Below are 13,082 nucleotides of genomic sequence, written 5' to 3' on the forward strand. Positions count from 1 at the left end.
GGCGTGAATTTGGTTATCACGCATTACGGAGTTACAAACAATATAAACAACTTATTGAGTTACTGTATATCGTTAGCGATTTAAGTTTGGTAACAAGTATATATATTATCTAGAAAGAGTAGCAAAATTTTATAATTAGGTAAATCAAAATAAATGAATCTATAGATTTAATGCATGAATTGTCTCAGTTTTTGTGAAGAGATTTTAGGCTATATCTAACCTAGATTAAAGATGGATTTGTCTATGTAAAAAGACGCTAAGAACAATCAAAAACGTTAAAATACAGTTAGTTTAATTTTAATACAAGAATATAAAAAACGAGAAGAGTTTATGTGCGGAATTTGCGGTGAGATATATTGGAATGGAAAACAAGCTTCTAAAGAGAAGCTTTCACCTATGTTAAACGCCATGCAAAGACGTGGACCTGATGATGAAGGTATTTGGTTAAATGACCATGTTGGACTAGGTCACCGGCGTTTATCTATTATTGATCTTTCTTCAGCGGGTCATCAGCCTATGATTGATGATACTTTAACATTGGTTTTTAATGGCTGTATTTACAATTACGAAGCTCTAAAAGTTGAATTAGAGGAGCTGGGACAGACGTTTGTTTCACATTCAGATACTGAAGTTATTTTAAAGGCTTATCGGCAGTGGGGGATGGACTGTGTTTCTCGCTTTGAAGGAATGTTTGCTTTTGCTATTTGGGATGACGAACAACATCAATTATTGCTTGCTCGTGATCGTATGGGAATCAAGCCGCTCTATTATTCTCCCATTGATGGAGGGGTTCGTTTTGCTTCAAATACACAAGCGTTATTAGAAACAGACGGCATTAATACAGAGATTGACCCAGTTGGACTTCATCACCAGTTGACCTTGCATGCTGTGATTCCTGCTCCACATACCATTTTGAAAGGTATAAAAAAACTCGAGCCAGGCCACTGGTTGATTGTAAATCCTGATGGGCAAATGTATAAGAAAAGTTTTTGGCACTTAGAAGCTAAACGCCCTGAAATGTTAAAGGGATTACCAGCACCAAAAACCGAAGAAGAGTGGATTGATGCCATTCATGAATCATTAAAAGAAGCAGTTTATAAAAGGTTAACAGCCTCAGATGTGCCTGTCGGTGTTCTATTGTCTGGTGGTTTAGATTCAAGTTTAGTCGTTGCCATGTTGGCTGAAGCAGGTGTAAGAAATATCAAAACGTTCTCAATTGGTTTTGAAGATGCTCCAGAAGAGAAAGGCAATGAATTTGAGTTTTCTGATTTAGTGGTAGAGCGATATAAAACGGACCATAAAAAGTATTTAATCTCTAATAATGAGGTTTTACCGCGTTTACATGAGGCCGTTGAAGCGATGTCTGAACCAATGGTTGGTCAAGATGCTGTAGCGTTCTATTTGTTATCAGAACAGGTATCAAAAGACGTTAAGGTCGTTATGTCTGGTCAAGGTGCTGATGAGGTGTTTGGTGGCTATTTTTGGTATGCCAAAATGGCTGAAGCAGGCAAAAACATTGATTTAACCAAACCAAAACAAGCTGTGTCTGCATTTGCACCCTATTATTTCGACCGTTCTCATCAAGAGTGGTTAGAAGTGATTAATCCTAAATATCATATTCACGATGTTACCTCTGATTTGGTAGGAGACCGATTAACTGAAGAGGGAGCGGATACATTTTTAGATCAAGTATTACGTTTTGATGTGACGACTTTGATTGTTGATGATCCAGTAAAACGAGTAGATAACATGACAATGGCTTGGGGGTTAGAAGCTAGAGTTCCATTTCTTGACCATAAATTGGTTGAGGTAGCCATGGCAGCGCCTGATGAATTAAAGTTAAAAAATGATGGTAAGCATATTCTTAAAGAAATAGGGCGAGGCATTGTGCCTGATGAAATCATAGACCGCCCTAAAGTGGCTTTTCCAATGCCTGCTTTAAAATATGTGCGTGGCGAATTTTTTGAATATATGAAAACGTTGTTAACTTCGCCACAAGCTAAGGCTCGAGGGATATTTAATCAACAAAAACTTGAAGAGTTATTGGCGAACCCTGAGGCTCCTAATGCTTTTACTGCAATTCAAGGAAGTAAACTTTGGCATGCGGCCTTATTAGAATTTTGGTTGCAAAAGCATGTTGATAAAACTATTTAATCTCCCACTAAGAAAATCTATATTTTTTTGTGATAACCTAGTAAACTACTCTGGATTTAAAATTATTAAGGAATAAACCATGGAAAACCAAGATCCGATTGTAAAAGAAACTTTAGAGCGTATTCATAGTCAAGTAACGAATAACCCTGTTGTTTTATACATGAAAGGCACGCCACAAATGCCATCTTGTGGTTTTTCAAGTCGTGCTGCGCAAGCAGTTGCTGAAACGGGAGAGAAGTTTGCTTTTGTAAATATTTTGGCTGATGCGACCATTTTTGAACACTTACCAAAATATCAAGACTGGCCAACTTTTCCACAGTTGTATATTGATGGTGAGCTTCAAGGTGGTTGTGATATCACTCTTGAGTTAGCTGAGTCAGGTGAGCTGAAAAAGATGATGGCAGAAGCGAATGCTAAGCATGAAGCAAAACAAAACGCTTAAGACAAAACACTGAATTTTGATGCGTTAATCATAAAAAGGCACTTAGGTGCCTTTTTTAATGTCTATTGATTATGAATCAAAGAAAGATAATCGAATCACTTTGTTTCAGCTTTAAAATTACCAGGCCTGGTAATTTTAATAAGAGCCTATTCAGATATTAACTGCTAAGCTTAAACTTCTTAATTGTTCAGTGAAATAGGCCACTGGTTAACAATTTCACAAAACAAATCAGCTGTTTTTTCTGTATCGTAAACCGCAGAGTGAGCTTGTTGGTTATCCCAATCCATTCCGGCACATACAGCCGCTTTTGCAAGAACAGTTTGTCCATAAGCTAAACCGGCAAGTGAAACTGTATCAAAGGTGCTAAATTCATGAAAAGGTGATTTTATCTTGCAACGCTCAGCGGCTTTTTGCACAAAGTTTAAATCAAAAAAAGCATTGTGACCGACCAAAATGGCACGGGTGCAATCTGTAGCTTTAATCTGTTGTTGAATCGGGGCAAACAATTCATTTAAAGCACGTTTTTCATTTATCGCGTTTCTAAAAGGGTGGTAAGGGTCTTCCATACCTATAAATTTGAGAGCACTTTCTTCGAGGTTAGCGCCTTCAAATGGCAATATATTACGATCAATGGTTTGATCTCGGCTTAATATTCCATCATCATCCATTTTTAGGGTGACGACAGCCATTTCCAATAGGGCATCTGTATTGGCGTTAAAACCGGCAGTTTCAACATCAACTACAACAGGTAAAAAACCGCGAAAACGGTCTTTGATTTGAGTGACTTTACTCATGATTTCACTTTAGCTGAATTTTACAGCGTTTTGACAAGCACTTTGGATTGTCTTTGGAGGTTATAAAGGGATTGTTTTTGATTAGGTAAAGCGGAGACATCAGCTAGGTGAAAACCGTGTTCAATAAACCAATGATGGGTATGTGTAGTTAATAGAAATAACTCCTTAACATGCTTATCGAGAGCATTAATTTCTATTGCCTTAAGTAGCTCACTGCCAAGTTCTTGGCCTTGATATTCTCTATGCACAGCTAAGCAGGCGAGTTCGGCGGTATGGTTTTCATTTTCATACAGAGCCGCACAGCCAATAATATGTTGATCACGTTCAATTACAATAAAATTATTAATTTCTAATTCTAATCTTTCTCTTGAACGCTTAACTAAAATACCTTCTTGTTCTAAGGGTTCAATTAAGCCTAAAATTCCACCAACATCATCAATATTTGCAGTACGTAATTGATGATAACGGTCACTGAAAATCAGAGTGCCAGAACCATCGCGAGAAAACAGTTCGAGTAACAGAGCACTTGGATTGTTTTGATCCATTAAATGAACTCGTTTAACTTTATTATTGGTGACTGAAACCTGTTTTAACATTAATGCTTGCTCATGATTGGCAGGCGTTTTTAAAATTTGATTAAGTTGTGGAATACTTAATTGTTTTGGCAAATCTGTTAACTGCTCATTTGAACCATAAATCATTAATTTATCTGCGTGAATAACACTTGCGATTTCACAAGCCTGTTCAAGCGTATTCAGGTTAAAGACTTCACCAGTTAAAGAATAAGCTATAGGTGTTAATAGCACCACCTGATCAGATTCTAAGCAGTCTGAGATGGCTTGGTGACGTATTTTTCTTAATTTACCAGTGTGTTGAAAATCAATGCCATCAATCACGCCTTTAGGTTGAGCAACAATCCAATTACCTGAAACAAGAGTGGGGGGATTAGGCTGCATACAGTTAGCTTGACTGAAGGTCGCTTCTAATTGACTGCGTAACAGACCTATGGTTTGTTGAAATACAGGAATTAAATCTGTAGGAGTAATTCTAAATTGGTGGTGTAATTGCCAATCAATACCTGCACTTGTAAAAGCTTGATCAAGTTGGGGGGAAGCCCCCATTACTAAGACAATTTTTAAGCCTAGGTTATAAAGTAAACCAATGTCTTGAGATAGCTGAGATGTAGAATCTTTTGACGCCAAAAATTCTCCTGGCAAATAGATAACACAGGTTTTTCCACGGTGTTGTTCTATATAACGAGAGGATTGTCTTAATGTATTAATAAAATCTAATTCAGATTGCTGCATGAATGTGCGAAAATAAGGTTAATAATTTTGTAAGTATAACAGTCTCAAGGGTAAAGTCTAAAGTTGAAATTGCTTTATGCCCTTTAAAAGGAGTTTTTAATGCCACAATATCGTTCAAAAACCAGTACGCATGGCCGTAATATGGCAGGGGCTCGTGCACTTTGGCGTGCAACAGGAATGAATACAGAAGATTTTGGTAAACCAATTATTGCTGTAGCAAACTCATTTACTCAGTTTGTACCAGGTCACGTTCATTTAAAGGATATGGGGCAATTAGTCGCACGAGTTATTGAAGAAGCGGGCGGTGTAGCAAAAGAATTTAACACTATTGCGGTTGATGATGGTATTGCAATGGGCCACGATGGCATGTTGTATTCACTGCCTTCACGTGATTTGATTGCTGACTCAGTAGAGTATATGTGTAATGCACATTGTGCCGATGCTTTGGTTTGTATCTCAAACTGTGACAAAATCACTCCAGGCATGATGATGGCAGCAATGCGTTTGAATATTCCAACTATCTTTGTTACGGGTGGGCCAATGGAATCTGGTAAAACAGTTCTAGGTGGTGAAGGTATCAAGTTAGATTTAGTGGATGCAATGGTTATGGCCGCTGATGACTCTTGTTCTGATAGTGATGTTAATGATGTTGAGGTTTCAGCCTGCCCAACTTGTGGTTCTTGTTCAGGAATGTTCACAGCAAACTCAATGAACTGTTTAGCAGAGGCTTTAGGTATTGCCTTACCTGGTAATGGTACAACCTTAGCCACTCATGCAGACCGCAAAAATTTATTTATTGAAGCTGGTCGTCGTATTGTTGAGATTACCAAGCAGTATTATGAACAAGATGATGATCGAGTTCTTCCTCGTTCAATTGCTACATACGAAGCATTTCAAAATGCAATGGCCTTAGATGTGGCAATGGGTGGTTCAACCAATACTGTTCTTCATTTGCTTGCAATTGCTCATGAAGCAAAAGTAGAGTTTACTATGCAAGATATGGATGAAATTTCTCGCAAAGTTCCTTGTTTGGTAAAAGTAGCTCCAAATTCTAAAATTTACCACATGGAAGATGTTCATCGTGCAGGTGGTATTATGCGAATTCTTGGTGAGCTCGAACGTGGTGGTTTAATTAATACCGATGTACATACTGTTCATGCTTCATCTATGGGTGCAGCAATTGATTTGTGGGACATTAGTCGCACAGAAGACGAAGCGATTGAAACTTTCTTTAGAGCGGCACCAGGAAATGTTAGAACTACAGAGGCATTTAGTCAGTCTAAACGTTGGAAGACCGTAGATACAGACTCTGAAAACGGATGTATTCGCTCAATGGAGCATGCTTATACACAAGATGGTGGTTTAGCTGTATTAAAAGGTAATATTGCCATTGATGGTTGTATTGTTAAAACAGCAGGTGTTGATGAATCCATATTTAAGTTTTCAGGAAAAGCTAGAATTTATGAGAGTCAAGATGCTGCCGTTGCTGCCATTTTGGGAGATGATGTTAAATCAGGTGATGTTGTTCTTATCCGTTATGAAGGGCCAAAAGGTGGGCCTGGGATGCAAGAAATGCTTTACCCAACAAGCTATTTAAAATCTAAAGGTTTGGGTAAAGAGTGTGCTTTATTAACAGATGGTCGTTTTTCTGGAGGAACTTCAGGTCTATCTATAGGACATTGTTCTCCAGAAGCTGCTGAGGGTGGTAATATTGGTTTAGTGCAAGAAGGTGATGTTATTGAAATTGATATTCCAAACCGCACAATCAATGCGTTAGTATCAGATGAAGAATTTGAGAAGCGTAGAGAAGCAATGGAGGCAAAGGGTGCATCTCATGCATGGAAACCAGAGCAACCAAGAGAACGTAAAGTATCAGCAGCTCTAAGAGCTTATGCAGCAATGACAACAAGTGCCGCTTTTGGTGCTGTTCGTAATGTTGAACAAATTGAACGTAAATAAAACTACTTGGAGAAATTAATATGTTTGCAGATAAACTTACTCAAGCTCAACGTCAGGTAGTGTTTGATTTAGCAGCAAATTTAGCTGCAGCCGATAATGATGTTTCAGATGAAGAAATTCAATATTTAAAAGACTTTAGCGATGCATACGGCATTGATTATAACCTTGACAAAAGTGACTTGAATATCGATGACGCGATTACTTTGCTTGATACCAAGGCATCCCGCATTATTACATTGCAAGAGCTAATTAAGCTTTCTTACAAAGATGGTCATTTTGGTGATGAAGAACAAGATAGGGTGTTTCTAATTGCCCAAAAAATGGGGTTAAATGATCCAGAGCTTATGATTCGTATTGAAAGTTGGGTTCGTCAAGGGTTCGATTGGATGTACGAGGGTGAGATGATGATTGAGGAATCATAATCTAATAGTTCGATAACACTAAAGTTATATAGAAAGCCGGCTTAAAAGTCGGTTTTTTTATGTTTCGAATTTATACTTTGTATCTAGTTTAGAGTTGAGTGCAGTTAATAAAATTACAAATCTATAAATCGATTAACCTAAATAATACCAAGATTAGATATATATTTTAGATATAAAAAAACCCAGCTAGGCTGGGTTTTTAAATGAATAATAGTTTTTGATTATTATTCGCGGTATGACGGACCATTGATTTCAAGTCCATTAGAAGTATAAGCTTCAAAGAACTCTAGGTTACTGTATTCAGGGCTTTGAGGCTTATATGGTTTAGCACGCATATTCTTGTTACAACCAACATAACGACGGTGTAAAGTACCTAAGTTTTGCCATTTAGCACGAAATACTGGGAAACCTGATGTGTGACCTAGCATTGGTGATAGCAAGTTAGAACGAGCTTTACGTCCAGCGTTATATGTGTGACATTTAGCACATGATAAACCTAATTGACCACGAGGCTCTATATAAATAGCACGTCCGGCTTCATAAGCTTTACGTGCACCTTCACTGTCAATCTTAACATTGATTTTCTGACCACGAGCATTGTAAGCAAGATATGCACTTACTTGCGCGATAGTCCCTTTCTGCCACTTGTAAGGTTTAAGACCAGCATCTGTACGACACTTATTGATAGCACCTTCTAGAGTAACTACCTTATTAGCTTTATCATCAAAGTATGGATACTTTACACGTATCTTAGATACGTCTGAACCAAAACATTTTTCAAATACAGCTTTGTCTTTATTCCAAGCAGCTTCACCAGCATCAATGGCATCTAAATAAGGAGGGAATTCTTCTGCTGCTTCCCATTGAGCAAATTTGTCGGCACTATAAATATATGCGCCATTAATATATTCTTCAGGTGCAATTTTTGGATTTTTTGCTTTGAAGTAATCAACGATTTGTTGACGATCCATTTCTGGATCAACAGCCAATGCCGATGTTGAAGCGGCACCTACTGTCACACCTAATGTTAAGGCGATTAGTAGTGTTTTTTTCATTCCAATCCTCCGTCCGAGAGCTCTGTATATTTCTAATTATTATTATTGTAGAGGTTGGTATTAGCCCAAAGGCTAATACCTAAGGTTAAATCACTATTATTTTAGTTTAATAGAGTGAGTACCTTTTTCACCAGTGTTGTCAGCTAGAGAGATAGTAACTTCGTCACCAGCATTAGCTTTAACTTTTACTTCCATGTATGGGTTAGCAGAAACTGCACCAGACCACTGAGCATCAACAGCAACAGTACCGTTTACAGAAACTGTAACTAAATCGATGTACTTAGCTGGATATGGCTTACCAGTTTTTTTGTTCATACGAACACCAGATTCCATTGGATGCTTGATTAGAGCTTTAACTGCAGCTACGCCACCTTTAGTTTTACCACGCATTCTAATTTTAATAGACATGTTATTTCCTTTTAATAATTTGATTCGTTGTAGAAATTAAGTAATTTCAGTGGGGATTAACCACCACAACCACCGATTGTTACTTTAACTTCTTGTTCAGCTTTAAGTAGTTTCCCACCAGCTTTAACAACGGCAATAACATTCATTGTTTGACCCATTTTGATACGTGTTGAAACGTAACCAATTGCAGATGCACCGAAAGTATATTCACATACTAAAGGCATTGGGTTTTTGCTAGCCATGATAGCGATAGATTCAACACCATCGATACCAGAAGCATCAACTGTGATTGGAGTTACAGCACCGTTTTCTGCAATAGCTGGTGCTTTTAATTTGATATCACCAGATTCTGCAGCACTTGTTGTACCATATACGCCGTTTAATGCGTCATCAGTAGTCTTAGCAGCGAATGCTTTTGCATTATAATCTGCGGCTAATACTGTGCTAGGTGTAAGAAGACCAGCGTTTACAGCTACTGCTGCAACACCAGTTGCTAGAGTACCTTTAAGGAAAGATCTACGTTTCATAAGGATTTAAACTCCCGGTTAAGGTTTAATAAAAATTATAGAGTATAAATGTAATCAACAATTTTGCTGATTTCACTATCTGATAAGATACCGTTTTTCCCGAATGCAGGCATCATGCTGTTAGGCACGTGTGTTCCAGGCTTACCCCATACTTTGTCGTATAGCTTTTGCTTATCAGGGTAGCGAAGTTTCATCGCGATTAAAGCAGGACCAATGTTACCTGGCATAGCACCATCGCCAGCCATGTGACATGCTAGACAGTTACCTTTTGATCGGCTGTATGCTAGCTTCTTACCTTCTTCAACCGTTGAAGCACCTTTCTCCGCTGCTTGAACAGCATTAATTGGTGCTGCAACTACCGCAGTTGAAATAGCTAAAGCTGTCAACAGTTGCTTCATTTTAGAATTCATCATTCTTCTCCTCCAAAAGTGTCTTTCGACGTTCCCATTATATGTTGGGATTTTTTTATATGAACAAAAGAGATTGCTCTTTGTGGTGTTAGCTTACTCAGTTACTTAATAAACGCAAGGTTTTTGGGTAATGATTGCGATAGTATTATTTAATCAATGTTAAATATTTTTTTATGGCTATTTAATTTTCTTTAGTTTTGTCCTTATTATTCAATAACTTGCTATTTTGTTCTTTAAATAACAGGATTGCTTGCTCAAGATTGTCGTCATTATTCGTTTTTGTCTCTTCTGCCAGTTTTAGAAAATATTGACTACGTTCTACGTTGCCACTTTCTAAATATGCTTTGGCTAAATTTAAATAAGCCTCGCCATTTTTACCTTCTTTTGCTTTTTGTTCTGACAATTCAATAAGAAGATTATACTTATAGTTAAGGTGTTGTTCAGCTGTTTCTAAAACTTTACCAGCTTGAGAGTTAAGATTGTCTTTACGAAGTAACCTACTGTAATAGATAGGTAAAGATTCACTTTTTGGATAAAGTTCTATTTTTAAATCGATTATTTTTTTTATTTTTTTATATGTTTCTGGGTTTGGTATGCCCTTTAACTTTATTAACCCTTGTATTAGGGTTGATATATAAATAGGGTTTGATTGGGTGTTAAAGGCTAGGCTATCAATGCATTTAGGTGGCATTTTTTTGTTTTTTATTTGTTCAAGTGTTTTTATGTAACAAGATTGTTCACTGTTCAAGCCATTTAAAGTGTTTTCTTGATATGAGTCTTGTGAGTATTTATTAGATATTATTCTGCTTTGAATTAATTTAAGAAAACTATATGGCTTGATCTCTTTTTTCTGAGGAAGGTTTTGGGCACGATTTTCAGCTTCTGCTAAACGATGTTCTGAAACGGGATGAGTTCTTAAGATTTCAGGTACTTTAATACTGTCCAATTGGCTCTCTTTTGAAAGCCTTGCAAAGAAATCGCCCATTGCGTGAGGGTTGTAACCCGTTTTATAAAGTAATTGAATTCCTATGGCATCGGCTTCCGACTCATGTTGTCGAGAATTTTTAAGTTGTTGTTGCAAGTTATATCCCATGCCTCCCATAAGAGTTGCCATGCCAGCGGATGGATCTTGCGTTCCGATTAGAATTGCCGCGATTAAGGTTGCTATTGTGTTTAGACTTCCTTGACTTGTTGAGTATTCATACCTTCTTGATAGGTGGTTTTGGGTAACGTGCGAGATTTCATGAGCAATTACAGCAGCAAGCTCATCTTCTGTTTGGCAGGCTTCAATTAAACCTGTGTGAATACCAATAACTCCATTTGGACCAGCAAAAGCATTGATGTTGTTATCATCAATAACATAAAAAGAGTAGTGACGATTATTACCGGTATAGCTTGCAAGTTTATGCCCTAAGTTTCTTATGTAATCATTAGTGTCTAGGTCGTTATAAAGTTTATATTGCGTGTGAAGTGCATTGGTAAAAGCTCGTCCAAGCTCTTGCTCTGTTTGAGTGTCATATTCGACTAAATCAGGGGAACCTAAGTCTGGTAGAGTATTTGCCTGAGCAGTTGAATAACTTCCTAAAAATAAAGATAAGAGAAATACGTTCTTGATTATTGAATGCACACATTTCATTCTTTTCTGAAGTTTGTTGTTAAGATTCATTAAGTATTATCTTTTTATTAATTTAGGTTGCTTTTGGTTATTATATTGAAGAAATAAAATGGTAGCGAAAATAGTCAAGGTATTTTAAGAATGCAATTAAATTTGGAAGGCTTGGCTTGTCCAATGCCAGTAATTAAGCTAAAGAAATATTTAGCTGAACATAAAGGTGAAACGGTGGAAATTAACTTAATCATTTCAGATAAAGCTGGTTTAAGAGATATTCCTGCTTTTTGTAAACAAGCAGGTCTAAGTTGTGAGTTAATTGAAGATGTGCCTAAGATTCAATTTAATATCCAGAGTTTATAGATGTCATTAGATCAAATAAATAATAGACAGTTGAGTGTTATACATTCGAAAGGGACGCTCGATTGGGCTTATCCAACTTTTATTTTGGCTAGTACAGCTGCCGCTATGGATAAAGAAGTTGAATTGTTTTTTACCTTTTATGGTCTTAAAGCGGTGCTTAAATCTACCGATTCATTAAAAGTATCTCCTTTGGGTAATCCTGGTATGGTTGTTAAAAGTCCAGTAGGGCCAAATTGGTTAAAAGAAATTGATTTAAATCGAAAATTACCAGGCCTGGTATGGACATTACCTGGAATGAGTAAGCTTGCGACCTGGGGGTTTAAGAAAACTTTGTTACAGCAAGGGCAGGTTCCAATTGAGGAGTTAAGGGAGCTTTGCTTGGAATTGGGTGTGAATATGACAGCGTGCCAAATGACAATGGAGCTTCAAGGTTATAAAGAAAGTGAATTTATAGAAGGAATCGGTTTTGCGGGAGCGGCTACCTATTTTGCATCTTCACCAGATAGTCAAAGTTTATTTATATGAGATGTTTCAGTCGTACCGTAAAGTATTTAATGTAAGGTCGTGAGAATCATTGCAATGGAGATCGACTTAAAAGGTAGTGTAAATACTTTGCTTTAAAAATAAAATTAATTGTTAGAATAAGCGGTACTTACAAATGTTAAGCCTTAATTTATGTTTTTAGAAAAGCAAATTGAGGTAAAGCAAAACCATAAAAATGACTTTAGAGAATAAAATATGAAAGGTTTTGAAAGAGGGATTTACTTACTTCCTAATTTAATGACAACGGCGGCTCTTTTTGCGGGCTTTTATGCTGTTATTGCTGGGATTCAAGGAAACTTTGAGCAGGGAGCTATTGCTATTCTTATTGCGATGGTCTTTGATGGCTTAGATGGCCGTATTGCTAGAATGACAAACTCAAGCAGTGCTTTTGGTGCTGAATATGACAGTTTGGCAGATATGGTTTCATTTGGTCTAGCCCCTGCAATATTAGTTTTTCAATGGGCTTTAATGGATTTTGGTAAGTTAGGCTGGTTGGTAGCATTTATTTATACCGTGGGAGCTGCACTTAGATTAGCAAGATTTAATACTCAGGTTGGTACTGCAGATAAACGCTATTTTCAAGGTTTGCCAAGTCCTGCCGCGGCGGCACTGTTAGCAAGTTTAATTTGGGTGGTTGAAAGTAATCAAATTGACTTGGTCATTACACCTGTTATCGCTTTAGTGTTAACTGTATTTGGCGGTTTAATGATGGTGAGTAATACTCGTTTTAGTTCATTTAAAGAGCTTAATATTAAAGACAAAGTCCCTTTTGTGACTCTTCTCTTAGTGGTGTTGGTCTTTGTGGTGATTACCATTAAACCAGCTATGATTCTGTTTTTAATTTTCTTAAGTTATGCCATTTCTGGTCCCGTGATAACTCTTGTTACCCTTAAAAAAACTAGAGCAATGAGAAAGGTAAATAAATCAGAAGAGACCGCTGCTGAAACGGTTGTTGATGAGAGTACTACGTCAGAATCAGTTGAAAAGACGAATCATGATGAAGTTAATGAAATTCATTCTGATGAAAATAAAGAAAATAACATTAAATAACTCGCGGTTTAAATACGCGTTAACAATCATAAAATCATA

Annotated in this window: 14 protein-coding genes; 7 read left to right on the forward strand and 7 right to left on the reverse strand. The window is 37.1% G+C overall.

Features of this window, described 5'->3' with window-relative positions; genetic code table 11:
- The first annotated feature begins 330 nt into the window (after positions 1-330).
- Entirely contained in the window at positions 331-2,154 is a 1,824-nt protein-coding gene (locus tag ACORJQ_RS05420) for an N-acetylglutaminylglutamine amidotransferase (protein ID WP_321326689.1), read from the forward strand.
- Between the two features lie 79 nt (positions 2,155-2,233).
- Positions 2,234-2,596 carry a Grx4 family monothiol glutaredoxin gene (gene grxD / locus ACORJQ_RS05425; RefSeq protein ID WP_321326691.1) on the forward strand — a complete coding sequence of 121 codons (363 nt, stop codon included), beginning with the start codon at positions 2,234-2,236 and terminating at the stop codon, positions 2,594-2,596.
- A gap of 179 nt (positions 2,597-2,775) precedes the next feature.
- On the opposite strand, the gene rnt is transcribed toward grxD, so the two are convergent.
- Both rnt and argA read right to left on the reverse strand, forming a co-directional pair.
- Positions 2,776-3,390, reverse strand: a complete 615-nt coding sequence (gene rnt, locus ACORJQ_RS05430; protein WP_321326693.1) for a ribonuclease T — start codon at positions 3,388-3,390, stop codon at positions 2,776-2,778.
- 20 nt (positions 3,391-3,410) lie between these two features.
- Positions 3,411-4,697, reverse strand: a complete 1,287-nt coding sequence (gene argA / locus ACORJQ_RS05435) for an amino-acid N-acetyltransferase (protein ID WP_321326694.1) — start codon at positions 4,695-4,697, stop codon at positions 3,411-3,413.
- 99 nt (positions 4,698-4,796) lie between these two features.
- On the opposite strand from argA, the gene ilvD reads away from it, so the two are divergent.
- Positions 4,797-6,656, forward strand: coding sequence for a dihydroxy-acid dehydratase (gene ilvD / locus ACORJQ_RS05440; protein WP_321326696.1), 1,860 nt, complete (start codon positions 4,797-4,799; stop codon positions 6,654-6,656).
- Between the two features lie 20 nt (positions 6,657-6,676).
- Entirely contained in the window at positions 6,677-7,078 is a 402-nt protein-coding gene (locus tag ACORJQ_RS05445; RefSeq protein ID WP_321326698.1) for a TerB family tellurite resistance protein, read from the forward strand.
- A gap of 224 nt (positions 7,079-7,302) precedes the next feature.
- Here the strand turns inward: ACORJQ_RS05445 and soxA are convergent, their stop codons facing one another.
- The 5 genes from soxA to ACORJQ_RS05470 form a co-directional block, all read right to left on the reverse strand.
- Positions 7,303-8,133 (reverse strand): sulfur oxidation c-type cytochrome SoxA, encoded by an 831-nt coding sequence (gene soxA, locus ACORJQ_RS05450; protein WP_321326700.1) that lies wholly within the window; start codon positions 8,131-8,133, stop codon positions 7,303-7,305.
- Between the two features lie 96 nt (positions 8,134-8,229).
- Positions 8,230-8,541 (reverse strand): thiosulfate oxidation carrier complex protein SoxZ, encoded by a 312-nt coding sequence (gene soxZ / locus ACORJQ_RS05455; protein WP_321326702.1) that lies wholly within the window; start codon positions 8,539-8,541, stop codon positions 8,230-8,232.
- A 56-nt stretch (positions 8,542-8,597) separates the two neighbouring features.
- On the reverse strand, positions 8,598-9,068 hold the full coding sequence (gene soxY / locus ACORJQ_RS05460; RefSeq protein WP_321326704.1) for a thiosulfate oxidation carrier protein SoxY: 471 nt from the start codon (positions 9,066-9,068) through the stop codon (positions 8,598-8,600).
- Between the two features lie 35 nt (positions 9,069-9,103).
- Positions 9,104-9,481, reverse strand: a complete 378-nt coding sequence (gene soxX, locus ACORJQ_RS05465; protein WP_321326705.1) for a sulfur oxidation c-type cytochrome SoxX — start codon at positions 9,479-9,481, stop codon at positions 9,104-9,106.
- 178 nt (positions 9,482-9,659) lie between these two features.
- Positions 9,660-11,105 (reverse strand): M48 family metallopeptidase, encoded by a 1,446-nt coding sequence (locus tag ACORJQ_RS05470; protein ID WP_321326706.1) that lies wholly within the window; start codon positions 11,103-11,105, stop codon positions 9,660-9,662.
- A gap of 129 nt (positions 11,106-11,234) precedes the next feature.
- Here ACORJQ_RS05470 and ACORJQ_RS05475 point away from each other — a divergent pair, with 129 nt between their 5' ends.
- The 3 genes from ACORJQ_RS05475 to pssA all read left to right on the forward strand — a co-directional run bounded on the left by ACORJQ_RS05475 (position 11,235) and on the right by pssA (position 13,043).
- Entirely contained in the window at positions 11,235-11,450 is a 216-nt protein-coding gene (locus ACORJQ_RS05475; RefSeq protein ID WP_321326708.1) for a sulfurtransferase TusA family protein, read from the forward strand.
- Positions 11,451-11,975, forward strand: coding sequence for a DsrE/DsrF/DrsH-like family protein (locus ACORJQ_RS05480; protein WP_321326710.1), 525 nt, complete (start codon positions 11,451-11,453; stop codon positions 11,973-11,975).
- A gap of 213 nt (positions 11,976-12,188) precedes the next feature.
- Complete coding sequence (gene pssA, locus ACORJQ_RS05485; protein WP_321326712.1) at positions 12,189-13,043, forward strand: CDP-diacylglycerol--serine O-phosphatidyltransferase; 855 nt, start codon at positions 12,189-12,191, stop codon at positions 13,041-13,043.
- The last annotated feature ends 39 nt before the right edge of the window (positions 13,044-13,082 follow it).

It is taken from the genome of Thiomicrorhabdus sp. (genome assembly GCF_963662555.1).
In the GTDB taxonomy this organism is placed as follows: domain Bacteria; phylum Pseudomonadota; class Gammaproteobacteria; order Thiomicrospirales; family Thiomicrospiraceae; genus Thiomicrorhabdus.